This is a genomic window from Ectopseudomonas toyotomiensis, from assembly GCF_017167985.1.
GTDB lineage: Bacteria > Pseudomonadota > Gammaproteobacteria > Pseudomonadales > Pseudomonadaceae > Aquipseudomonas > Aquipseudomonas toyotomiensis.
In genome coordinates this window covers 4,532,104-4,554,185 of record NZ_CP070505.1, presented here as the reverse complement: position 1 = coordinate 4,554,185, position 22,082 = coordinate 4,532,104, and the positions used below count along the sequence as shown (strand labels likewise).

Genomic DNA, 22,082 nt, shown 5'->3' with positions numbered 1-22,082 from the left:
AAGCTGTTTTCAAAGCGTCACGAGCACAGTTGATCCTGCAGGTACGATGGCGACGCAGCCACTTGGAGTCCCCCCAAGCGTCTGCGTCAGCCCTCATCAGAAACCGTCCTGCCGGCGTAAAACTTTGAAAGCAGCTTCTACAAGAGACTCATGAAACCTCGGCTGATCGGCTCAAAAAGTCGAAAAGCGCCTGGTCATGAGTATCTGGATCGCGTCCCGGACAACCCTTTGGGACCACTGATGAGGGTAATAACTGTGCTTGAAGCCTATCGCAAACACGTAGCAGAGCGTGCCGCTCAGGGTATCGTGCCCCAGCCGCTGAACGCCGAACAAACCGCAGGCCTGGTCGAGCTGCTGAAAAACCCGCCGGCTGGCGAAGAAGAATTCCTCGTAGACCTGATCACCAACCGCGTACCGCCAGGCGTGGACGAAGCGGCCTACGTCAAGGCCGGTTTCCTCTCTGCCGTCGCCAAGGGCGAAGCCAGCTATCCGCTGATCAGCAAGCAACGCGCTGTCGAGCTGCTGGGCACCATGCAGGGCGGCTACAACATCGCCACCATGGTCGAGCTGCTGGACGATGCCACCCTGGGCACCGTTGCCGCCGAACAACTCAAGCACACCCTGCTGATGTTCGACGCCTTCCACGACGTCGCCGAAAAAGCCAAGGCTGGCAATGCCAACGCCAAGGCAGTGCTGCAGTCCTGGGCCGATGGCGAGTGGTTCACCAACAAGCCGGCCATCGCCGAGAAATACAGCCTGGCCGTGTTCAAGGTCCCTGGCGAAACCAACACCGACGACCTGTCCCCTGCCCCGGACGCCTGGTCGCGCCCTGACATCCCGCTGCACGCCCTGGCCATGCTGAAAATGGCCCGCGACGGCATTGTGCCGGAGCAGCAAGGCGCCATCGGCCCGCTGAAGCAGATCGAAGAGATCAAGGCCAAGGGTTTCCCGGTTGCCTACGTCGGTGACGTGGTCGGTACCGGTTCCTCGCGTAAGTCCGCCACCAACTCGGTGCTGTGGTTCTTCGGTGACGACATCCCCTACGTTCCGAACAAGCGCGCTGGCGGCTTCTGCTTCGGCACCAAGATCGCCCCGATCTTCTACAACACCATGGAAGATGCCGGCGCCCTGCCGATCGAGTTCGACGTGTCGAACATCAACATGGGCGACGTGATCGATGTCTACCCGTACGCTGGCAAAGTCTGCAAGCACGGCACCGATGACGTCATCACCACCTTCGAACTGAAGACCCCGGTACTGCTCGACGAAGTCCGCGCTGGCGGCCGTATCCCGCTGATCGTCGGCCGCGGCCTGACCGAGAAGGCGCGTGCCGAGCTGGGCCTTGGCTCCTCCGACCTGTTCAAGAAGCCGGACCAGCCTGCTGCCAGCACCAAGGGCTTCACCCTGGCGCAGAAGATGGTCGGCAAGGCCTGCGGCGTCGAGGGCGTGCGTCCGGGCACCTACTGCGAACCGAAGATGACCACCGTCGGTTCCCAGGACACCACCGGCCCGATGACCCGCGACGAGCTGAAAGACCTGGCGTGCCTGGGCTTCTCGGCTGACCTGGTGATGCAGTCCTTCTGCCACACCGCGGCCTATCCGAAGCCGATCGACGTCACCACTCACCACACCCTGCCGGATTTCATCCGCACCCGTGGCGGCGTGTCCCTGCGTCCGGGCGACGGCATCATCCACAGCTGGCTGAACCGCATGCTGCTGCCTGACACCGTCGGCACCGGTGGCGACTCGCACACCCGCTTCCCGATCGGTATCAGCTTCCCGGCCGGCTCCGGCCTGGTGGCCTTCGCCGCCGCCACCGGCGTCATGCCGCTGGACATGCCGGAATCGGTTCTGGTGCGCTTCAAGGGCAAGATGCAACCGGGTATCACCCTGCGTGACCTGGTCCATGCCATCCCCTACTACGCCATCCAGAAAGGCCTGCTGACCGTCGAGAAGAAAGGCAAGAAGAACATCTTCTCCGGCCGCATCCTCGAGATCGAAGGCCTGGACAACCTGACCGTCGAGCAGGCGTTCGAGCTGTCTGACGCCTCCGCCGAGCGCTCGGCTGCCGGCTGCACCATCAAACTGCCGGAATCGGCCATCGCCGAATACCTGCAGTCCAACATCACCCTGCTGCGCTGGATGATCAGCGAAGGCTACGGCGATGCCCGTACCCTGGAGCGTCGTGCTCAGGCGATGGAAGCCTGGCTGGCCAACCCGGTGCTGATGGAGGCCGACAAGGACGCCGAGTACGCCGAAGTCATCGAAATCGACCTGTCCCAGCTCAACGAGCCGGTACTGTGCGCCCCGAACGACCCGGACGACGCCCGCCTGCTGTCCACCGTGGCTGGCGACAAGATCGACGAAGTGTTCATCGGCTCGTGCATGACCAACATCGGCCACTTCCGCGCTGCCGGTAAGCTGCTGGACAAGGTCAAGGGCGGTATCCCGACCCGTCTGTGGCTGTCGCCGCCGACCAAGATGGACGCTCACCAGCTGACCGAAGAAGGCTACTACGGTATCTACGGCAAGGCCGGTGCACGTATGGAGATGCCAGGCTGCTCGCTGTGCATGGGTAACCAGGCACGTGTGGCTGCCAACTCCACCGTGGTGTCGACCTCCACCCGTAACTTCCCGAACCGTCTGGGCGATGGCGCCAACGTGTACCTGGCCTCTGCCGAACTGGCAGCGGTCGCTTCGATTCTCGGCAAGCTGCCGACCGTCGAGGAGTACATGGTCTATGCCAAGGATATCGACAGCATGGCTGGCGACATCTACCGCTACCTGAGCTTCGACCAGATCGCCGACTTCCGCGAAGCGGCGGCGAACGCCAAGATCCCGGTCGTTCAGGCCTGATCAACGCGTCGTAGAAAAAAAGCCCCGCCTAGTGCGGGGCTTTTTTATGCACGCACACATGGGCCTTTTGCCGCACCCGGCTTGCAGCCAGTGCGCCACCGTCTACCTTCTGAAATGGGAGCCCCCAGATAATCATTCAGGAGCACGTCATGAAGCCATGGATCATCGCAGCCCTGTGCCTGTTCGGCCTAGCCGGTTGCAGCAGCGAGTACATCATCACCACCACCGATGGCCAGATGCTCACCAGCGACGGCAAGCCGGAACTGGACAAGGACACCGGCATGCTCGAATTCACCGATAGTGAGGGCCGCAAGCAGCAGATACCGCAAAGCAGCGTGAAGCAGATGCTGGAGCGCTGAACGCCTAATCCAACTGCGCATGCTCCGCGCACTGGCATATGCCTTGCTTTCTCTACATGCAGTGAGCCTCTCCGGCGACGGACAAGGCCCGAACGACAACGGCGTCGTATCCGAACGCGGCCCTTTACGGCGGTGATCGGTACGACGCCTTTTTTGTGGGCCACCCGCACAGCCCTGCAAACATCAGCCGGCAGCTCGGAACCTAATGCGTGGATGAAGGAAGTGACATGAGCGAACAGCATATCCCTCGCGGCGACGCCCTGGCCTGGGTCGGCGGCAGCGATGCACCGGAAAAGAGCGTGCTGAACATCGGTTTCATGGCCCTGAGCGATTCCGCCTCGGTGATAGTCGCGGCCACCCAGGGCTTTGCCGAAAAATACGGGCTGAGCCTCAAACTGCAGCGCCAGGCCTCTTGGGCCGGCCTGCGCGACAGGCTGCTCAGCGGCGAACTGGACGCCGCCCATAGCCTGTATGGTTTGATCTATGGGGTCCAGCTCGGCCTCGGTGGTGCAGCGGCAACCGACATGGCAGTGCTCATGGGGCTGAACCAGAACGGCCAGAGCATCAACCTGTCGCACACGCTGCAAAGCGCTGGCGTGACCAGTGGCGAAGCACTGCATCAACATGTGCACCAGAACAGCGCAAAATTGACCTTCGCTCAGACCTTCCCCACCGGCACCCATGCCATGTGGCTTTACTACTGGCTGGCCAGCCAGGACATCCATCCGCTGCGCGATGTCGACAGCGTGGTGGTGCCACCGCCGCAGATGATCGAACACCTCGAGGCCAAGCGCATCGACGGCTTCTGCGTCGGCGAACCCTGGACCGCCAAGGCCGTCGATGAACAGCTCGGCTGTACCGTCACCACCATCCAGGCAATCTGGCCGGACCACCCCGAGAAGGTGCTTGGCTGCACCCGCGCCTTCGCCGAACAGAACCCCAATACCGCCCGTGCGCTGATCATGGCGGTGCTCGACGCCGCACGCTTCATCGATGACAACGAGGAAAACAAGCGCAGCACCGCTCTGCTGCTCAGCGGCAGCGAATACGTCAACGCGCCGGTCTCGGCGATCACCCCACGTTTTCTCGGCCAGTATCAGGACGGCCTCGGCCACGCCTGGCAGGACGAGCATCCGTTGCGCTTTCATGCCGGCGGCCTGGTCAACCAGCCCTACCTGTCCGATGCCATGTGGTTCATGACCCAATTCCGCCGTTGGGGCCTGCTACGCAACGACCCCGACTATCTGGCCGTGGCCCGCCAGGTGCAGCAACTGGCCCTGTACCGCGAAGCCGCTACGGCGCTGGGAATTGCCGTGCCGGGTGAGATGCGCAGCTCCATCCTGCAGGACGGCACCTGCTGGGACGGCAGCGCCCCTGCCGCGTATGCGCGCAGCTTCCGCCTCCACGCCCTGGCCGACAGCCCGGCTGTCGCCCTGTAATCGCCGGGAGAGCCATCGATGCTGCGTATCCTTCTGATCAACGACACCCCGAAGAAGGTCGGCCGCCTCAAGTGCGCGCTGATCGAGGCCGGCTTCGAGGTCATCGACGAATCCGGGCTGACCATCGACCTGCCGGAGCGGGTCGAGGCCGTGCGCCCCGACGTTATCCTGATCGACACCGAGTCCCCTGGCCGCGACGTGATGGAACAGGTGGTACTGGTCAGCCGTGACCAACCGCGTCCAATTGTCATGTTCACCGACGAACACGACCCCGGCGTGATGCGCCAGGCGATCCAGAGCGGCGTCAGCGCCTACATCGTCGAAGGCATCCATGCCCAGCGCCTGCAACCCATCCTCGACGTCGCCATGGCCCGCTTCGAGAGCGATCAGGCATTGCGTGCCCAGCTCCAGGCGCGCGATGCCCAACTGGCCGAGCGCAAGCGCGTCGAACTGGCCAAGGGCCTACTGATGAAGATGAAGAGCTGCAACGAGGAAGAGGCCTATACGCTGATGCGCCGGCAGGCCATGAGTCGCCAGCAGAAGCTGATTCAGGTGGCCGAACAGATCATTGCGATGCATGACATGCTGGGTGGCTGAGCAACTGTACCGCCAATACAGTGCACTGTATCGGTTCAGGCTGTATCACTCTGGCAACTGTAGCAGCCGCCTTCGTTGGCGCCTGTGTATGCCGCGCTCCAATGGTCTCGGCTAGGGTAAACGGTCTCAGCCCTTTACCGAGCACAACCCATGAATGAACGCAATCTGCTGGCAGAAGCTGATCGACGAGCCCTCGCCTATCTGGATGGTCTTGCCATGCAACGGGTCTTTCCCGACGACAAGGCCATCGCTGCCCTGGCCGCTTTTGAGCAGGCACTGCCGGAAGACGGCAGCGATGCCGATCAGGTGCTGTGCCAGCTCGACGAGATTGGCTCACCGGCCACCGTGGCAAGTAATGCCGCGCGTTACTTCGGTTTCGTCATTGGCGCGACGCTGCCAGTGGCAGCAGCTGCCGAACGCCTGGTGCTGGCATGGGACCAATGCGCCTCGTCTTTCGACAACTCTCCAGTCGCTGATCGACTGGAAAAGGTTGCCGGACGCTGGGTCTGCCAAGCACTAGGGCTACCAGATCAGAGCGCCGTGGGCTTTGGCACCAGTGCAACCGCCTGCACACTAGCCTGTATTTGCGCCGCACGGCGCGTGTTGCTGGCACGCCAGGGCTGGGATTTCGACGGTGACGGATTCCTCGGCGCACCGCAGATCCGCGTCGTACTCGCAGAAACGGCACACATCACGGTTAAGAAAGCCCTGCGCGTGCTCGGCTTTGGCATGAACCACCTGCACTATGCGCCCGTGGACCAGTACGGGCGTATCGACCCGGCCCGACTCCCTGAACTGGATGAACGCACGCTATTGATATTGCAGGCCGGCGAGGTCAACACCGGCGAGTTCGACCGTTTTGCCGAACTGATTGCCATCGCCCGCGAGGCCAACGCCTGGGTGCATGTCGATGGCGCATTTGGCCTATGGGCGCGAGCCTCATCCTCAGCACATTTACTTGAGGGCGTCGAGCTGGCAGATAGCTGGACGACCGATGGACACAAGTGGCTGAACACCCCTTACGACAGTGCCATGGCGATCTGCCGTGACGCCGATGCACTGGCCGCCGCGATGAACAGCGATGCTGCCTACGCCTCGGCGAGCAAGGATGCGCAGAAGAACCTGACACTGGAGTTCTCTCGTCGCGCCCGAGGCATCGCCATCTGGGCGGCCCTGGCCCACCTGGGCCGCACTGGCCTGAAAGCGATGATCGATCGCCACATCCGCCAGGCTGAAGAGCTAGCCAGCACGCTGCGCAACGCCGGCTATCAGGTACTGAACCGGGTTGTACTGAACCAGGTATTGGTGCGTGGCGATACGGACGAACAGACCATCGCCATTCGCCAAGCGGCCCAGGCGTCCGGCGAAGTCTGGTTCGGACCAACTGTCTGGCAGGGTCGCCCCGCCTTTCGCCTGAGCCTTTGCTCCTGGCGCACCGAAGACGCCGATGTGGAGGCACTGGGCGCCTTGCTGCGGCGCTTGAAAGATGAGTTGAGCTGAAGCGACTGATTCGCTGTTTTCGCCTGCAACTGCGCTGGACAGCGCAGTTCGGCAGCCCTTATCTTTAGTCGGCCACACCTGTGGCCAACGTCGCTCGGACGGTTCCGGGCGCTTACGTACTTCGAGGAAACCATGGCTGATAACGCCAAGCGTCGCTTTGCGCGCATCGATCGTCTCCCCCCCTACGTCTTCAACATCACCGCCGAACTGAAGATGGCCGCGCGCCGTCGCGGCGAGGACATCATCGACTTCTCCATGGGCAACCCCGACGGTGCGACCCCGCCGCACATCGTCGAGAAGCTCGTGCAGGTCGCCCAGCGTGAAGACACCCACGGCTACTCCACCTCCCGCGGTATTCCGCGCCTGCGCCGCGCTATCTCGCGCTGGTACAAGGACCGTTACGAGGTGGAGATCGATCCGGAAAGCGAAGCCATCGTCACCATCGGCTCCAAGGAAGGCCTGGCGCACCTGATGCTCGCCACCCTGGACCATGGCGATACCGTGCTGGTACCCAACCCCAGTTACCCGATCCATATCTACGGCGCGGTGATCGCCGGCGCCCAGGTGCGTTCCGTGCCGCTGGTGCCGGGCGTGGATTTCTTCGCCGAGCTGGAACGAGCGATTCGCGAGTCGATCCCCAAGCCGAAGATGATGATCCTCGGCTTCCCCTCCAACCCCACCGCACAGTGCGTGGAGCTGGACTTCTTCGAGCGCGTGGTAACCCTGGCCAAGCAGTACGATGTGCTGGTGATTCACGATCTCGCCTATGCCGACATCGTCTACGACGGCTGGAAAGCCCCATCGATCATGCAGGTCCCCGGTGCCAAGGACATCGCGGTGGAGTTCTTCACCCTGTCCAAGAGCTACAACATGGCCGGCTGGCGCATCGGCTTCATGGTCGGCAACCCCGAGCTGGTCAGCGCCCTGGCACGGATCAAGAGCTACCACGACTACGGCACCTTCACGCCGCTGCAGGTAGCGGCCATCGCTGCGCTGGAAGGTGACCAACAGTGCGTGCGCGACATCGCCGAACAGTACCGCCAACGGCGCAACCTGCTGGTCAAGGGCCTGCACGAGATCGGCTGGATGGTGGAAAAGCCCAAGGCCTCCATGTACATCTGGGCCAAGATTCCCGACGCTTACGCGCACCTGGGCTCGCTGGAGTTCGCCAAGAAGCTGCTGGCAGAAGCCAAGGTCTGCGTCTCGCCCGGATTGGGTTTTGGCGACTATGGCGACGACCATGTGCGCTTCGCCCTGATCGAGAACCAGGACCGTAGCCGCCAGGCACTACGCGGCATCAAGGCGATGTTCCGAGCAGACGGCCTACTGCCGGGTAAGCCGGCCAAAACCGAGACCGAGTAAACATTGAAGGGCGCCGTGAGGCGCCCTTTCTGCATGGGCGTGGAAACCGACAAGTTCTGCGACAATTCATGACGTTACGCACGCCAAGCGGTAGTTTCGGGCAATTGCCCGGCAGAGTGAACGCCCGTACACTGCGCGCCCCTTCCCAGACGGTTCTCCCCAATGCTCTTCGTCTTGCGCATGCTGCTGATGGGCGTGCATTTCATCCTGGCCGGCCTGCTGGGTCTGCTGCTCGGCCTGTGCCGCCCGTTCAACCCCGACAACAGCCGCCTCTGCGCACGTCTTTATTCGCTGCCCGCCCTATGCCTGCTGCGCCTGAAGTTGAAGACCGACGTACGCCCACTGCTGGAACACCAGCGCTCCTGCGTGATCATCGCCAACCACCAGTCCAACTTCGATCTCTACGTGCTTGGCCGTGTGGTACCGGAGCGCACCGTGAGCATCGGCAAGAAGAGCCTCAGGTGGGTGCCATTCTTCGGTCAGCTCTACTGGCTAGCCGGCAATGTGCTGATCGATCGCAGCAATGCCGTGGCCGCCAAACGCGCAATGCTGACCACCACCGAAACCCTGCGAAATCGCGACACTTCGATCTGGGTCTTCCCGGAAGGTACGCGCAATCTTGGCCGAGGCCTGCTGCCGTTCAAGAAAGGCGCGTTTCAGATGGCGATCACGGCCGGTGTTCCGATCATCCCGGTATGCGTGAGCAACTACAGCAGAGCCATGCGCCTGAATCGCTGGAACAGCGGCCGCATCCTGATTCGCTCGCTGCCGGCAATACCTACTGCCGGCCTGAGCCTGGACGACATGCCCGCGCTGATGGAGCGTTGTCAGCAGGCCATGAGCGAATGCATCAGCAGCATGGACAAGGAGCTGGCATCTGCGTGAAGCGTGACGCGGGGTGCCGGAGCGAGCAGGCAACCCGCGCCTGCTATCAAATCCATCGATAGTTACTCTGCAGAGCATCCATTATTCAATCGAAATGACTTAGACGATTCTGTGCTCACCCCCACTCCTGACCTGGAGCACAGAACATGTCCCGCCTCTCTCAAGCTGCCCGCAACGGCGCCCTCGCTGCCATCGGCCTGTACCTGGTCAGCACCTCGACGGTGCTGGTCGTCAGTTACGCCACCTTGCAGCCAAGCACTCCAACCTTTGAACAACCAGGCCCACTGCAAAGCCTGATCACTTATTTGCCCGCCCTGCTCGGCGCGCTCTCGCAGGGATGAGGGAACGGCCATGATCAGAACCCAACGCACTCGCCTGCTGATGCTCGCCAGCCTGTCCCTGCTGACCACGCTGCTCGCACTCGGCGGTATTGGCAAAAGCTCGGCCGGTGCCGTGGCGCGCAATATCGAATGCAGCCACAAACTGGCTCACCACCTGGACCTGGCCGAGAGTCTCAAGCGGCAACGTAGCAGCCCACCGCCAAGCAGAAGCGAAAAGCTCTCGCCTTACTTCGTGCTCACCCAGCAGGCATGAAAAAGCCCGGAAAACCGGGCTTTTTCATGGACCGAATCAGGCTCAGGCCTTGCTTTCCTTGCCTTGAGCGACAAAGCGCATCATCCACTCAGCCACTGCACTGCCCTGTTGCGAATGCTTGAGGCTGTCCACGCCCTGCTGATAGACCTGCTCACCGAGATGCTGCTGGCGCAGATCGAGCAATGCCCGCGAGTAGTCGTGAACGAACTCTGGATGCCCCTGGAAGCACAGCACCTGATCCTCGATGTGGTAGGCGCCAATCGGGCAGAAGTCACTGGAAGCCAGCAGCGTGGCCTTCTCCGGCAGGCGGGTGACCTGATCCTGGTGGCTGATCAACAGTTGCAGTTCGTCCAGAGCCGGGCTCATCCACTCGGGCTTGCCTGCCAGACGATAACTGTGCACGCCAACGCCCCAACCCTGTTCGGCACGCTCGGCCTTGCCGCCAAGCAGCAGCGCCAGCAGTTGATGGCCAAAACAGATGCCCAGCAGCTTGTCGCCGCGCTTGTAGCGCTCGAGCAGATACTCCTTGAGGGTCTGAATCCAGGGATCGCTGCCAAAAGAATCCGCCTTGCTGCCAGTCACCAGATAGGCATCGAATTTCTCGCTATCGGGCGGATAATGCCCTTCCACCACGTTATAGACACTGAACTCTGCCGTGACCGGCTGCTGAGCGAACAGCTGCTCGAACATGTGGCCATAACCCTGGTACTGGTCGACCAGTTCGGGGCGGAGGATGTCAGTTTCCAGGATGCAGATACGCAGTGACATGAGGTTTCCTGTGGTGAACACGCGGGCGGGTGATTTGTGCGTTTTTCTTAACACATCATGCAGCCCAATGAAATAGCGCCATCACCCTGGACACCGACAGAAGTGCCGCATGCCTGGCTCTGAGAGGAGCCAGGTTCTCGTCAATAAAATTTGACAACCTGCCGAACGCGCCCCGGCAGGCGCCGTTAGCGCATGAGCGAGCCAAGACGTCAGGCCCCACCGAGCGACCGAATTGATTAAAAAATGCTCAACAGGTCACAGCCCAAGGCCCCATGAACGACGAACGGCTGATCAAAAAATGAACTACAGCGCTTACCATTGCTCTCATAGTCGTGGGCCCTCCCCCGGCTCGAGCACGACCCCTGTCCATCGCCCCCCGAATCTGGAAGATTCCTTGACTGCAAGAGATTGCGTCGGTGGTTTGCTATTGCCCAGATAAACGAGGTTTTCTGCAGTTCATAATTACCAGAAAGTGATTAGCGATCAGTAACCACACAAAAAACAAAGTCAGTGCCAATTAAATATGCTCTGACGCATGGCTATTTTTATTTATTTCTTGCAGAGTCCGAGGTATCTACATGGACCTTTACACCCTTCTCATTTCCGTTCTCCAGAATAAAGAAGCAATGGAATTATTACGTCTAGGGATCATTTATATACATCTTATCGCTTGCTGCGTCGCCATTGGCCTGATACTGACCAGCGATTTCGCCATGATTAAACAGTTGCTCAAAGGTGAAGGCGCCAAACAGTGTCGCGAACATTTGGCACACCTGAAAAGCGTGGTTGGCATCTCGCTTATCGCCCTGTGGATCAGCGGCATCGCCATCATTGCGCTAGACGCCTCCAGCGCTGGCACGCAGTATTTCATGAACCCCAAACTGCAAGCCAAGATCAGTATTGTCATACTCTTGACCCTCAACGGCATGGTCTTGCACAACGCCGTACTGCCAGCGCTGCAAAAAGCCGGGTCTCTGCTCACGCTATCAGCGAACATGCGCCACCTGGCTATTTTTACCGGCGCACTATCCGGTGTGTCCTGGTTCTATGCTGCCCTACTCGGTGTTGGCCGCCCGCTGGCCTGGAAGTATTCACTGGCCGAACTAACAGCAGCCTATCCCCTCATGATTATCGGCGGCACCGTGGCTATGCTGGCACTCACCAACTGGTCGATGAACCGCAGCGAAAGGCATCATCATAGTTGGATGCAGAGCAACTACGCGCTAGCCACTCGCTGAGATAAAAACGTGGACAGGGATGTTCATAACCCCCGGCAATAACTTAACCCTCATATGACCGTTCACCACGCAAACATTGGATTTCCCGCCAAAGGCTGCCGCGTAGCGTCTTATCAGCACGCTCGATAGTCATCATAAATACCTTTCACTTCTGAAGCGGCTGCGCCTGCCGGATGATTTCGTCATCGGGCCCTGCCCACTTGCACAGAAGGAAATCGATCATGAGCATCTACGCCGCACTCGCCAGTTTCGCCGCTGCATCCGCCTTCCAGACCGCCGCCCCGGCCCGTACCGAGCAGGTTGCCCCCGCAGCCCGCGACGTTCGTCCGAGCTGATACAAGCGCAGGAGAGCAGCCATGCACAGCCAACTCAGCCATGACGCCTACGGCGTCACCTATGTCCACCTGCAAGACGGCAGCCTGCAGTTCGAAACCGAAGCCGCCCTGCAGCTCGATGACGGCAGCATGCTGACCCTGCGCATGCCGACCCGGCACAGCGAGATGCTGGCGATCCACGAGGCCGTGTGCATTCGCCAGGGCTGGTGCCAGGCGGCGTGAAGTCGCGATGGTCTAGACTCCTCCGGGTATCTTCAACGGAAAGAGGAAGCAGACCATGCGTACACGCAACCTGATCGCCCTGCTCGCAGGCAGTTTCCTGTTGGCTGGTAACGCCTTGGCAGATCGTCCCGGCAGTGACTGGATCAGCATCGAGGACGCCCTGAGCAAAGCCCGTGCAGCCGGTTATACCGAACTGCACAAGATCGAAGCCGACAATGATGGCTACTGGGAAGGCGAAGGTCTGAAACAGGATGGCCGCCTCTACGAGTTCCGCATCGACGGCAAAAGTGGTCAGGTGATCCGCGACCAGTTGGAAGACTGAGCAAAATGGAAACGGCCCTTGCGGGCCGTTTCTGCTTGTGCGGCAGGCGCGCTCTCGATGCGCACGGCGCACCCTACGCAGCTCGCCTGACTTTTCACCTCAGAAGGTTTCGCCCTTGGCCGCCTTCTCCAGCAACAACGCTGGCGGCAGGAAACGCTCGCCGTACTGCTCGGCCAGGTACTGCGCACGGGCGACGAAGTCCTTCACCCCGTACTGGTTGATGAATTGCAGTGCACCGCCAGTCCAGGCGGCGAAGCCGATGCCGAAGATCGAGCCGATGTTGGCGTCGGCCACCGACTTCAGCACGCCCTCCTCCACGCAGCGCACCGTCTCGATGGCCTGGATGAACAGAATGCGATCGCGCACGTCCTCCTGCGAGATCTGCGCATCGGCCTTTTCGAAACGCGCCTTGAGCTCGGGCCACAGGTGCTTCTTGCCACCCGCCGGGTAATCGTAGAAACCACTCCCGGCCGCCTTGCCCGGACGCTTGTACTCATTGAGCATCAGATCGATCACGGCGAAGGCCGGGTGCTCGGGGATGGATTTGCCCTCGGCCGCCAGATCCTTGATGGTCTGCTGGCGGATGTGATTCATCAGGCTCATCGACACTTCATCGCTGATCGCCAGCGGGCCAACCGGCATGCCGGCCTTGCGCGCTTCGTTCTCGATCATCGCCGCGCTGACGCCTTCACCAAGCATGGCCAGGCCTTCGTTGGTGAAGGTGCCGAACACTCGCGAGGTGAAGAAGCCGCGGCTGTCGTTGACCACGATGGGCGTTTTCTTGATCTGCATGACGTAGTCGAAGCCACGTGCCAGGGTCTCGTCGCTGGTCTTCTCGCCAAGGATGATCTCCACCAGCGGCATCTTGTCCACTGGACTGAAGAAATGCAGGCCGATGAATTTCTCGGGGCGTTGAACCGCGCCTGCCAGACCGGTGATCGGCAGGGTCGAGGTATTGGAAGCGATCACCGCATCGCTCAACGCAGCGGCCTCGGCAGCGGCCGTGACCCTGCCCTTGAGTGCGCGATCCTCGAACACGGCTTCGATGATCAGGTCGCAGCCCTCGAAGTCCGCCTCGCTCTCGGTGGCCTTGATCAGCGCCAGGAAGGCTTCGCGCTGCTCGGCGCTCATATGACCCTTGCTAACCTTCTTTTCCAGCAGCTTGGCCGAGTAACCCTTGCCCTTCTCAGCAGCGTCGAGGGACACGTCCTTGAGCACCACCTCGATACCGGCAGCAGCCGATACGTAGGCGATGCCGGCACCCATCATGCCGGCACCGAGCACGCCGACCTTCTTCGTCTGGGGTTTCGGATGGCCCTGCGGGCGCGAGCCGCCGGCGTTGATCTCGTTCAGCTGGAACCAGAAGGTGCCGATCATGTTCTTCGCCACCTGACCGCAGGTCAGTTCGGTGAAGTAGCGCGCCTCGATGATCTGAGCAGTATCGAAGTCGACCTGCGCGCCTTCTACGGCGGCGCACATGATCTTCTCCGGTGCCGGGAAGCAGCCCTTGGTCTTGTCGCGCAGCACGCTCGGGGCGATGGCCAGCATCTGCGCCACGTTCGGCGAGCTGGGCGTGCCGCCGGGGATCTTGTAGCCCTGCACGTCCCAGGGCTGCTTAGCGGCCGGGTTGGCGACGATCCAGGCACGCGCTTTGGCCAGCATCTCGTCACGGTCGCTGGCCAGATCGTGGATCAGGCCGGCCTTGTGCGCCGCGTCCGGGCGCACCTTCTTGCCTTCGGCCAGGTACGGCAGCGCTTTTTCCAGGCCAAGCAGACGCACCATGCGCACCACTCCGCCACCGCCCGGCAGCAGGCCGAGGGTGACTTCCGGCAAGCCGAGCTGCACGTGGCTCTCGTTCAGCGCGATGCGGTGGTGACAGGCCAGGGCGATTTCCCAGCCGCCGCCCAGCGCTGCGCCATTGATGGCGGCGACCACCGGCTTGCCGAGGGTTTCCAGGCGGCGCAGTTGGCCCTTGATCGTCAGGATCATCTCGTAGAAGCCCTTGGCCTCGGCCTGGGTGACCTTGATCAGCTCATTGAGATCGCCGCCGGCAAAGAAGGTTTTCTTCGCCGAAGTGACGATCACCCCGGCGATCGAATCCTTTTCCGCCTCCAGGCGATCGACGATCTGGCCCATGGCCTCGCGGTACACCGCGTTCATGGTGTTGGCACTCTGGCCGGGCATGTCCATGGTCAGGACGACGATAGCGTCCTGGCCTTTTTCGTAATGGATGGCGTCAGTCATTCTTCTTATCTCCGCCTCAAACTCTTTCGATAATCGTTGCGATACCCATGCCACCGCCGACGCACAAGGTGGCCAGGCCGTAGCGCAACTGACGCTTCTCCAGCTCGTCGAGCAGCGTGCCGAGGATGGCGCAGCCAGTGGCGCCCAACGGGTGACCCATGGCGATGGAGCCGCCGTTGACGTTGACCTTGCTCTCGCTGACGCCCATGTCCTTCATGAACTTCATCACCACCGAGGCAAAGGCCTCGTTGACCTCGAACAGATCGATGTCATCGATGGACAGCCCCGCCTTGGCCAGCGCCTTACGCGTGGCCGGCGCAGGGCCGGTGAGCATGATGGTCGGGTCGGTGCTGGTCACCGCCGTGGCGACGATGCGCGCGCGCGGCTTCAGGCCCAGCTCCTTGCCCTTGGCCGCGGAGCCGATCAACATCAGCGCCGCGCCGTCGACGATGCCCGAGCTGTTGCCGGGCGTGTGCACATGCTCGATACGTTCGACATGGCTGTAGACGCGCAGCGCGGTGGAGTCAAAGCCCATCTGCCCCATCATCTCGAAGCTGGGCTTGAGCTTGCCCAGGCCTTCGAGGGTGGAGTCGCCACGGATGAATTCGTCATGGTCGAGCAGCACGATGCCGTTCTGGTCAGCCACCGGAATCAGGGATTTTCCGAACGAGCCATCAGCGCTGGCGCGCGCCGCTTTCTGCTGCGAGCGCAGGGCGAAAGCATCGACATCGGCGCGGCTGAAGCCCTCGAGAGTAGCGATCAGGTCGGCACCGATACCCTGCGGCACGAAATTGGTATGGATGTTGGTTTCCGGGTCCATCACCCAGGCGCCGCCGTCCGAGCCCATGGGCACGCGCGACATGGACTCCACGCCACCGACCACCACCAGATCCTCGAAGCCGGAGCGCACCTTCATCGCTCCCATGTTCACCGCCTCCAGGCCCGAGGCGCAAAAGCGGTTGAGCTGCACGCCGGCGACACTGACGTCCCAGTCCGCGACCATGGCGGCGGTCTTGGCGATATCGGCGCCCTGATCGCCCACGGGCGTCACGCAGCCCAGCACGATGTCGTCCACCTGGCTGGTATCCAGATCGTTGCGCGTTTGCAGGGCATTGAGCAGGCCGGCAATCAGCTGAACCGGCTTGACGCTGTACAGCGCGCCGTCCTTCTTGCCCTTGCCACGCGGTGTGCGCACCGCATCGAAAATATATGCTTCGGTCATGGCGTCCTCGGTGACTGATACGGCGCTGGCGGAACATCACAGACCGGCCGCGCCTGTTCTTATTGAGCCTGACTACCATAGCGCTGGTACATCAGCGCTCAATGACCTAAGCGCTCAGCACCATTGACCGCTGAGCTCAGACGAACGGTCGTTTGCTCGAACTGACAGCTGCAAGGGCGAGCAAGCTGTCTGCTTCAAGGCCTGCGTTGTTCTGGAGGATGTCGCACATAGCCCCAGCTTCCTAACAGCACTTCGTTAGCAACCAAACCATCTAAGGAAACTGTGACGCCAGCCCTAGAGTTACTCCTGTGCCTGTATCAAAAAACGGGTGCAGGGAACCGTCGCCGGGTCATGCCGGGGCGGGCAATCAAAGCAACGCCCAGGTGTGACGCAGCAGCCTGCCGCATGGTGATGCAGGCTCCCGGTGCCACCCCCATAACAACAAAAGGCATGCGGCCATGTTCAAACAGCCGAAATATCGCCAGGCTGGCGTAATACTTTTCGCCACGGCAATCATCCTGATCCTTCCCAATCTGACCCGTCTGGTCAGCTGACTTTATACTTCCCCGCTGCTGTGCCGACGCCGTGGTGCGCTCAGTGCAGAGCGGGCGCTTGCTTGTGGACGACGTGCTGACTTCGGGCAAAGATAGGCAAAAGCCCCCTGCCCTGGAGCCGGACATGCGTTTTCTCATCTTGCTGAGCGGCCTGCTCACCTTTCTTAGCGCCCAGGCTGAAGAAATCGATCAAGCTGCCGCTCTGGCCACCCTGCAACGGGCCGACAGCCTGCTGATCGACGTACGCAGTAGCGAAGAATTTTCCGCTGGAGCCCTGCCTGGCGCTATTCGTATCGGCCATGACGAGATCGCTGCGCAGATCGCCAGCATCGCACCGGACAAGGACAGTCCCCTAGTGCTCTATTGCCGCAGCGGCCGCCGCTCGGGACTGGCCAAGCAAAGCCTGGAGAACCTGGGTTACCGCCAGGTGATCAATGCCGGCGCTTATGACGATCTGCTACCTCTGCTGGAGGCCAAGGAGTGAGGGCTCTGCTGCTTGCACTGTTGGTTCTGAGCGGCACAGCGCAGGCTGCGCAGCTCGAAATACATCTGAGCGGCGGACAACGCAATTGGAGCAGCAGCGAGTTGCTCAGTCATCCGCAGGCACGTGACATCCAGATAGACGAAGACGTGAGTTACAAGCAGCCCATGCGTTACCGAGCGGTGCCCATAAGCGCCCTGCTGGACGGCGTAACCGCTGGCGACCACCTGCAGGCCGTGGCCCTCGACGGCTTTGCTGCCGAACTGCCGGCCGCCACCCTGCTGGCTCGCGAGGGTGCCAAAGCGTGGCTGGCCATCGAGGATCCGCAACGCCCCTGGCCACCGTTGGCCAAGCATAAGCCCAGCGCCGGTCCCTTCTATCTGGTCTGGACCGATCCGGCCGCCAGCCAGATCGGCCCGGAGCAGTGGCCCTTCCAGGTCGCCCGGATTCGCCAGCTCGCCACTGTTGAACAACGCTTCCCTGCCTTGCTGCCGGCAGTGGACGCCAGCGCCGAAATCCATGCCGGCTTCGCCCTGTATCAGAAGAACTGCATGGCCTGCCACCGACTCAATGGCGCTGGCGACTCCGAGTTCGGCCCGGACCTGAACATTCCGCATAGCCCGACCGAATATTTCACCGGCGACTTCCTGCGCCAGTACATCCGTGACCCACAAAGCCTGCGACGCTGGCCGCAGGGGCGCATGCCGGGGTTTAGCGAGCAGGTGCTCAACGTCATGGAACTGGAGCAACTGATCGACTATCTGCAGCATATGGCGCAGCGCAAGAGTCCCCCGGAGCCTGACGGCACCTAGCCTGTAGGAACGACTCAGGTAAGGCGCGCTGTGCGCACCGGCGCTTTCACCAGGCGCCTGGTGCGCAAATGGCGCACCAGGCGCCTATCGGTACATCACTGCTGACGCACCTGCAGCAGCGGCGCCACCTGCACCTGCGCGTGCATCTGCTCGCAACCACCACCTCGGCGCATACCACGCACCGGGCAGGCATCGAGGTAATCCAGGCCGACTGCCAACTTGAGGTGGCGCTCCGGGCGCGCCAGGCAATTGGTCACGTCGAAGCTGTACCAGGCGTCCCCCACCCAGGCCTCGGCCCAGGCGTGGCTGGCCAGGTGCTCGGCATCGTCGGTATAGAGATAGCCCGACACATAGCGCGCCGGCACACCGAGACTGCGCGCGCAAGCGAGGAAGGCATGAGTGTGATCCTGGCAGACGCCACGACGACCGGCGAAGGCCTCGGCGGCACTGGTGTCCACCTCGGTGATGCCTGGCTGGTAGGCGATATGCGCGTTGAGCGCATGCATCAGGTCGATCAAGCCGTTGCGATCCGTGCGTGCCTTGCTCTGCTGCGCGGCGAATTCGCGGATGGCGTCGTCGGCCTGAGTCAGTCGGGTGAAACGCAAAAACGGTAGCGCCGAATGACGCTCGTGCTCGGCTTCGCAGGTCTCATCGATTTCAACCTGGCCGCGGGCGCCGATGACGATGGATTCGTGCGGCTCGTCCAGGGTCAGCACGTGCAGGATGTTGCCGTAGGGGTCGAGCTGGGCGTGCACCGGGCGCGGCAGGTCAAGCTGCCAGCTGAGCACCTGCTGGCGCTCGCTGTCGTGCGGGGTCAGACGCAGGTACTGGATGCTGGCGCGTACCTGATCATCGTAACGGTAGGTGGTGGCGTGACTGATCGAGAGTCTCATGCGACCTCCAGATAGGACGTATGGATGGTGTTGCCCAGCTGGCGTACCAGCAGGATAAAGTCGGTGAGCCAGGCGTGCAGGCCTTCGTCGAGCACTTCGTCGATGCTGGTGTAGCGCAGTCGCGCATCCAGTTCGGCGGCCAGACGCTGTGCCGGACGACCGTTCTCTCCGGGTAGACCCGCGAGCATCAGGTTCAGTTCTTCCATGCAGGCACGCAGCGAGCGTGGTACGTCCGGACGCAGCAACAGCAGTTCGGCGACCTTGCGCGTGCGTGGCGAGCCGCGGTAGCTCTCGGCGAAGGCCTCGAACGAGGACAGCGCGCGCAGCAACGCACTCCATTGGTAGTAACTGCGCGCCGTGCGCTCCTCCAGCTCGTCGATCTCCTCGCCAAGCATTTCGTAGCGCGCATCGAGCAGGCGCAGGGTGTTGTCGGCACGCTCGATGAAGGTGCCCAGGCGGATAAAGCGATAGGCCTCGCCACGCATGATGGTACCGAAGGTGGCGCCACGGAACAGGTGCGAGCGCTCCTTGACCCACTCGCAGAAGCGGCTGATGCCGTAGCGGCCCAAGCCCTGTTCGGCGATACCGCGCATCTCCAGCCAGGTGGCGTTGATGTTTTCCCACATGTCCGCGGTGATACGCCCGCGCACCGCATGCGCGTTGCTGCGCGCAGCTTGCAGGCAGCAGTAGATGCTGCCGGGGTTGCTCGCATCGAGAGCAAAGAAGTGCAGCATACGCTCGCCGTGCAGCGGGCCGTGGCGCTCCAGGTAATCGTCCAGGGTGCCGGTGATCAACAGCGGCATGGCCAACTCATCGAGGCCATCGCCACGACCGTCCTGCGGCATCAGTGACAGTGAATAGCTGACGTCGAGCATGCGCGCCAGGTTCTCGGCACGCTCCAGGTAGCGCGACATCCAGTACAGATCGGAGGCAGTTCTTGAAAGCATACTCAGTCCTCTACCACCCAGGTGTCCTTGGTGCCACCGCCTTGCGACGAGTTGACCACCAGCGAGCCTTCGCGCAGTGCCACGCGCGTGAGGCCGCCAGGCACCAGGCGGGTTTCGCGACCGGTCAGGACGAACGGGCGCAGATCGATATGGCGCGGGGCGATGCCGCGTTCGACGAAGGTAGGACAGGTCGACAGGCACAGCGTCGGCTGGGCGATATAGGCCTCCGGCTTGGCCATCAGCCGCGCGCGGAAGTTCTCGATCTCGGCCTTGCTCGCCGCCGGGCCGACCAGCATACCGTAGCCGCCCGAGCCTTGAGTCTCCTTGACCACCAGTTCGGACAGGTTGGCCAGCACGTGGGACAGCTCCTCCGGCTTGCGACACTGCCAGGTAGGTACGTTCTTGAGGATCGGCTCCTCGTCCAGATAGAAGCGGATCATGTCGCCGACATAGGGGTAGATCGACTTGTCGTCGGCCACGCCGGTGCCGATGGCGTTGGCCAACACCACGTTGCGCGAGCGGTAGGCCGACAGCAGCCCCGCCACGCCGAGCATCGAATCGGGATTGAAAGCCAGTGGATCGAGGAAGGCGTCATCGAGGCGGCGATAGATCACGTCCACCTGCCGCGCCCCGGCGGTGGTGCGCATGTAAACCTTGTCGTCACGCACGAACAGGTCAGCGCCTTCCACCAGCTCCACGCCCATCTCGCGGGCGAGGAAGGCGTGTTCGAAGTAGGCGCTGTTGAAGCGGCCCGGCGTCAGCACCACCACCGTGGGGTTGTCCAGCGGGCTGGAACTCTTCAGCGCATCGAGCAACAGGTTCGGGTAGTGGTCCACCGGCGCCACGCGCTGAGCGGCGAACAGCTCGGGGAACAGGCGCATCATCATCTTGCGGTCTTCGAGCATGTAGCTCACGCCGCTGGGGGTGCGCAGGTTGTCTTCCAGTACGTAGTAGCTGCCGTCGCCGTCACGTACCAGATCGACCCCGGCGATATGCGCGTAGATGTCGCGGTGCAGGTCGAGGCCCTGCATGGCCATCTGGTAGCCCTCGTTGGCCAGCACCTGCTCAGCCGGAATGATGCCAGCCTTGATGATGCGCTGGTCGTGGTAGAGGTCGGCGAGAAACAGGTTGAGCGCCTGTACGCGCTGGATACAGCCGCGTTCGACAACGCGCCATTCGCTGGCAGGGATGGAGCGGGGGATGATGTCGAAGGGAATCAGGCGTTCGGTGCCCTGATCATCCCCGTAGAGAGTGAAGGTGATACCGGCGCGGTGGAACAGAAGGTCGGCTTCTCGTCGGCGCTGGGCCAGCAGATCGTCCGGCGTTTCTGCCAACCAGCGGGCAAATTCGCGGTAGTGCGGGCGGACAGCGCCGCTCGCGTCGTACATCTCGTCATAAAAGGTGCGGGCCATGCCGTACTCCTTGTCACCCGGACTTGCAGCATCCTCTGCAAGGCCCGAGCCAGCGAAATTAATCCTTTAATTTCAAATAGATACCAACAACACCCAAACAAAAAGCACCGAAATGGTGCGACGCAATGTTTCTGTCATGAGACGCCGCCCCATTGCGTGGCACAGCAAAAACTCACTGGCCATCGCAGCGCGCGGTGAAGGCAAAAAGCCTGCAGCGCCGCCCTGCAGTGGCCCCGGACACTTAGCTGTCACATTGCGTGACCGACCGGTCAAGCGCAACCGCTTTTGCAGCGACGACACGACGAACAAGTATCGGAATGAATGTGCATCAAGAGACGCAGCGGTCAAGTGGACGAAGCTCTTTCTCAGCCCGCACCAAGATAAGCAGCGATCGCTCCGACTGCCGCCTGGAGGTGCTGTTGATGGCTGAAGCCGGATGCCTTCAATGGCTTTAAGTCATGATCGGCAGCCTGCAACCAGTGCAGCTCAATGGCCGCTGAAAGCTCGTAACCTTCAACGGTTTCCCTATTGCCCAATGCATCGCGCTCCCCCTGAATGATCAGCGTCGGCGTACGCAGCTCGGCGAGATGGGCCACGCGCGGTTTTTCCGGCTTACCGGTGGCATAGAAGGGATAGCCGAGACAAACGAGCGCAGAGGCGCCGAACTCGTCAGCCAGCAGACTGGCCATGCGCCCGCCCATGGACTTACCGCCGACGGCCACGGGCCCTGCGACCCGTTGGCGCACCTGGGCATGTACCTCGCGCCATTGCTGCAGCAGTTGCGCCTGAGGATTGGGCGGGCGCTTGCGCCCGTCCGCCCGCCGCTGCGCCATATAGGCGAACTCGAAGCGCACCACGCGCACGCCGCACACCGCCAGGCCCTCAGCCATGGTCTGCATTAACGGGCTGTCCATTGGCGCACCGGCGCCATGGGCAAGGATCAAGGTACCCCACGCAGCCTGCGGCGGTTCGTCCCACAACCAGGGTAGTCCCTGCTCACATTGACCGGCGTCAATAAACCCAGATGGCCCTTTGCTCAT

The 22,082-nt window shown here is 61.9% G+C and carries 22 protein-coding genes; 15 read left to right on the top strand and 7 right to left on the bottom strand.

The features are described 5' to 3' along the window. Positions 1-240: 240 nt before the first annotated feature. From acnB to JWV26_RS21080, 9 genes are all read left to right on the top strand, one after another. Positions 241-2,856, top strand: coding sequence for a bifunctional aconitate hydratase 2/2-methylisocitrate dehydratase (gene acnB / locus JWV26_RS21120; protein ID WP_420890280.1), 2,616 nt, complete (start codon positions 241-243; stop codon positions 2,854-2,856). 149 nt (positions 2,857-3,005) lie between these two features. Continuing rightward, the gene (locus JWV26_RS21115; RefSeq protein ID WP_072424168.1) at positions 3,006-3,215 is read left to right on the top strand and encodes a YgdI/YgdR family lipoprotein; all 210 of its coding nucleotides are present in this window, start codon (positions 3,006-3,008) and stop codon (positions 3,213-3,215) included. Positions 3,216-3,442: 227 nt separating this feature from the next. Next, a complete protein-coding gene (locus JWV26_RS21110) occupies positions 3,443-4,654 on the top strand; it encodes a CmpA/NrtA family ABC transporter substrate-binding protein (protein WP_074919071.1) in 1,212 nt (403 codons plus the stop codon). A gap of 18 nt (positions 4,655-4,672) precedes the next feature. Further along, a complete protein-coding gene (locus JWV26_RS21105) occupies positions 4,673-5,251 on the top strand; it encodes an ANTAR domain-containing response regulator (protein WP_036999951.1) in 579 nt (192 codons plus the stop codon). A 150-nt stretch (positions 5,252-5,401) separates the two neighbouring features. Further along, the gene (locus JWV26_RS21100) at positions 5,402-6,751 is read left to right on the top strand and encodes a pyridoxal phosphate-dependent decarboxylase family protein (protein WP_206417739.1); all 1,350 of its coding nucleotides are present in this window, start codon (positions 5,402-5,404) and stop codon (positions 6,749-6,751) included. A gap of 132 nt (positions 6,752-6,883) precedes the next feature. Beyond that, positions 6,884-8,113 (top strand): alanine transaminase, encoded by a 1,230-nt coding sequence (alaC, locus tag JWV26_RS21095; RefSeq protein WP_072424171.1) that lies wholly within the window; start codon positions 6,884-6,886, stop codon positions 8,111-8,113. 162 nt (positions 8,114-8,275) lie between these two features. Beyond that, the gene (locus JWV26_RS21090; protein WP_079783882.1) at positions 8,276-8,998 is read left to right on the top strand and encodes a 1-acylglycerol-3-phosphate O-acyltransferase; all 723 of its coding nucleotides are present in this window, start codon (positions 8,276-8,278) and stop codon (positions 8,996-8,998) included. Positions 8,999-9,144: 146 nt separating this feature from the next. Next, positions 9,145-9,339, top strand: a complete 195-nt coding sequence (locus JWV26_RS21085; protein ID WP_074919065.1) for a hypothetical protein — start codon at positions 9,145-9,147, stop codon at positions 9,337-9,339. A 10-nt stretch (positions 9,340-9,349) separates the two neighbouring features. After that, positions 9,350-9,592: a hypothetical protein gene (locus tag JWV26_RS21080; protein WP_075747248.1), complete on the top strand. Its 243-nt coding sequence runs from the start codon at positions 9,350-9,352 to the stop codon at positions 9,590-9,592. Between the two features lie 42 nt (positions 9,593-9,634). On the opposite strand, the gene JWV26_RS21075 is transcribed toward JWV26_RS21080, so the two are convergent. Beyond that, positions 9,635-10,360 (bottom strand): amidotransferase, encoded by a 726-nt coding sequence (locus JWV26_RS21075; RefSeq protein WP_021489269.1) that lies wholly within the window; start codon positions 10,358-10,360, stop codon positions 9,635-9,637. 578 nt (positions 10,361-10,938) lie between these two features. On the opposite strand from JWV26_RS21075, the gene JWV26_RS21070 reads away from it, so the two are divergent. The 4 genes from JWV26_RS21070 to JWV26_RS21060 all read left to right on the top strand — a co-directional run bounded on the left by JWV26_RS21070 (position 10,939) and on the right by JWV26_RS21060 (position 12,477). Beyond that, positions 10,939-11,598, top strand: coding sequence for a hypothetical protein (locus JWV26_RS21070; RefSeq protein WP_206417738.1), 660 nt, complete (start codon positions 10,939-10,941; stop codon positions 11,596-11,598). 221 nt (positions 11,599-11,819) lie between these two features. After that, positions 11,820-11,933 carry a PA2485 family small membrane protein gene (locus tag JWV26_RS24570; protein WP_277425981.1) on the top strand — a complete coding sequence of 38 codons (114 nt, stop codon included), beginning with the start codon at positions 11,820-11,822 and terminating at the stop codon, positions 11,931-11,933. 21 nt (positions 11,934-11,954) lie between these two features. Beyond that, positions 11,955-12,155 carry a type III secretion system co-regulatory protein PtrC gene (ptrC, locus tag JWV26_RS21065; protein ID WP_206417737.1) on the top strand — a complete coding sequence of 67 codons (201 nt, stop codon included), beginning with the start codon at positions 11,955-11,957 and terminating at the stop codon, positions 12,153-12,155. A gap of 55 nt (positions 12,156-12,210) precedes the next feature. Continuing rightward, positions 12,211-12,477 carry a PepSY domain-containing protein gene (locus JWV26_RS21060; RefSeq protein ID WP_074919055.1) on the top strand — a complete coding sequence of 89 codons (267 nt, stop codon included), beginning with the start codon at positions 12,211-12,213 and terminating at the stop codon, positions 12,475-12,477. A 99-nt stretch (positions 12,478-12,576) separates the two neighbouring features. Here the strand turns inward: JWV26_RS21060 and JWV26_RS21055 are convergent, their stop codons facing one another. Both JWV26_RS21055 and JWV26_RS21050 read right to left on the bottom strand, forming a co-directional pair. Beyond that, positions 12,577-14,721, bottom strand: a complete 2,145-nt coding sequence (locus tag JWV26_RS21055) for a 3-hydroxyacyl-CoA dehydrogenase NAD-binding domain-containing protein (RefSeq protein WP_206417736.1) — start codon at positions 14,719-14,721, stop codon at positions 12,577-12,579. Between the two features lie 16 nt (positions 14,722-14,737). After that, positions 14,738-15,943 (bottom strand): acetyl-CoA C-acetyltransferase, encoded by a 1,206-nt coding sequence (locus JWV26_RS21050; RefSeq protein ID WP_072424176.1) that lies wholly within the window; start codon positions 15,941-15,943, stop codon positions 14,738-14,740. A 678-nt stretch (positions 15,944-16,621) separates the two neighbouring features. Here JWV26_RS21050 and JWV26_RS21045 point away from each other — a divergent pair. Further along, entirely contained in the window at positions 16,622-16,981 is a 360-nt protein-coding gene (locus JWV26_RS21045; protein WP_196458734.1) for a rhodanese-like domain-containing protein, read from the top strand. Next, the gene (locus JWV26_RS21040) at positions 16,978-17,790 is read left to right on the top strand and encodes a cytochrome c (protein WP_206417735.1); all 813 of its coding nucleotides are present in this window, start codon (positions 16,978-16,980) and stop codon (positions 17,788-17,790) included. The genes JWV26_RS21045 and JWV26_RS21040 overlap by 4 nt, the downstream gene beginning before the upstream one ends. Before the next feature lie 95 nt (positions 17,791-17,885). On the opposite strand, the gene JWV26_RS21035 is transcribed toward JWV26_RS21040, so the two are convergent. The 4 genes from JWV26_RS21035 to JWV26_RS21020 all read right to left on the bottom strand — a co-directional run bounded on the left by JWV26_RS21035 (position 17,886) and on the right by JWV26_RS21020 (position 22,082). After that, positions 17,886-18,683 (bottom strand): transglutaminase family protein, encoded by a 798-nt coding sequence (locus JWV26_RS21035; protein ID WP_072424179.1) that lies wholly within the window; start codon positions 18,681-18,683, stop codon positions 17,886-17,888. Further along, positions 18,680-19,630, bottom strand: coding sequence for an alpha-E domain-containing protein (locus JWV26_RS21030; protein ID WP_072424180.1), 951 nt, complete (start codon positions 19,628-19,630; stop codon positions 18,680-18,682). Before JWV26_RS21030 ends, JWV26_RS21035 begins: the two co-directional genes overlap by 4 nt. Before the next feature lie 2 nt (positions 19,631-19,632). After that, positions 19,633-21,042: a circularly permuted type 2 ATP-grasp protein gene (locus JWV26_RS21025; protein ID WP_072424181.1), complete on the bottom strand. Its 1,410-nt coding sequence runs from the start codon at positions 21,040-21,042 to the stop codon at positions 19,633-19,635. 365 nt (positions 21,043-21,407) lie between these two features. After that, entirely contained in the window at positions 21,408-22,082 is a 675-nt protein-coding gene (locus tag JWV26_RS21020) for an alpha/beta family hydrolase (RefSeq protein WP_241201236.1), read from the bottom strand.

Coding starts and splice junctions, on each gene's coding strand:
- acnB (WP_420890280.1), top strand. CDS start 241: ATGAGGGTAATAACTGTGCTTGAAGCCTATCGCAAACACGTAGCAGAG.
- JWV26_RS21115 (WP_072424168.1), top strand. CDS start 3,006: ATGAAGCCATGGATCATCGCAGCCCTGTGCCTGTTCGGCCTAGCCGGT.
- JWV26_RS21110 (WP_074919071.1), top strand. CDS start 3,443: ATGAGCGAACAGCATATCCCTCGCGGCGACGCCCTGGCCTGGGTCGGC.
- JWV26_RS21105 (WP_036999951.1), top strand. CDS start 4,673: ATGCTGCGTATCCTTCTGATCAACGACACCCCGAAGAAGGTCGGCCGC.
- JWV26_RS21100 (WP_206417739.1), top strand. CDS start 5,402: ATGAATGAACGCAATCTGCTGGCAGAAGCTGATCGACGAGCCCTCGCC.
- alaC (WP_072424171.1), top strand. CDS start 6,884: ATGGCTGATAACGCCAAGCGTCGCTTTGCGCGCATCGATCGTCTCCCC.
- JWV26_RS21090 (WP_079783882.1), top strand. CDS start 8,276: ATGCTCTTCGTCTTGCGCATGCTGCTGATGGGCGTGCATTTCATCCTG.
- JWV26_RS21085 (WP_074919065.1), top strand. CDS start 9,145: ATGTCCCGCCTCTCTCAAGCTGCCCGCAACGGCGCCCTCGCTGCCATC.
- JWV26_RS21080 (WP_075747248.1), top strand. CDS start 9,350: ATGATCAGAACCCAACGCACTCGCCTGCTGATGCTCGCCAGCCTGTCC.
- JWV26_RS21075 (WP_021489269.1), bottom strand. CDS start 10,360: ATGTCACTGCGTATCTGCATCCTGGAAACTGACATCCTCCGCCCCGAA.
- JWV26_RS21070 (WP_206417738.1), top strand. CDS start 10,939: ATGGACCTTTACACCCTTCTCATTTCCGTTCTCCAGAATAAAGAAGCA.
- JWV26_RS24570 (WP_277425981.1), top strand. CDS start 11,820: ATGAGCATCTACGCCGCACTCGCCAGTTTCGCCGCTGCATCCGCCTTC.
- ptrC (WP_206417737.1), top strand. CDS start 11,955: ATGCACAGCCAACTCAGCCATGACGCCTACGGCGTCACCTATGTCCAC.
- JWV26_RS21060 (WP_074919055.1), top strand. CDS start 12,211: ATGCGTACACGCAACCTGATCGCCCTGCTCGCAGGCAGTTTCCTGTTG.
- JWV26_RS21055 (WP_206417736.1), bottom strand. CDS start 14,721: ATGACTGACGCCATCCATTACGAAAAAGGCCAGGACGCTATCGTCGTC.
- JWV26_RS21050 (WP_072424176.1), bottom strand. CDS start 15,943: ATGACCGAAGCATATATTTTCGATGCGGTGCGCACACCGCGTGGCAAG.
- JWV26_RS21045 (WP_196458734.1), top strand. CDS start 16,622: ATGCGTTTTCTCATCTTGCTGAGCGGCCTGCTCACCTTTCTTAGCGCC.
- JWV26_RS21035 (WP_072424179.1), bottom strand. CDS start 18,683: ATGAGACTCTCGATCAGTCACGCCACCACCTACCGTTACGATGATCAG.
- JWV26_RS21030 (WP_072424180.1), bottom strand. CDS start 19,630: ATGCTTTCAAGAACTGCCTCCGATCTGTACTGGATGTCGCGCTACCTG.
- JWV26_RS21025 (WP_072424181.1), bottom strand. CDS start 21,042: ATGGCCCGCACCTTTTATGACGAGATGTACGACGCGAGCGGCGCTGTC.
- JWV26_RS21020 (WP_241201236.1), bottom strand. CDS start 22,082: ATGAGCAAAGGGCCATCTGGGTTTATTGACGCCGGTCAATGTGAGCAG.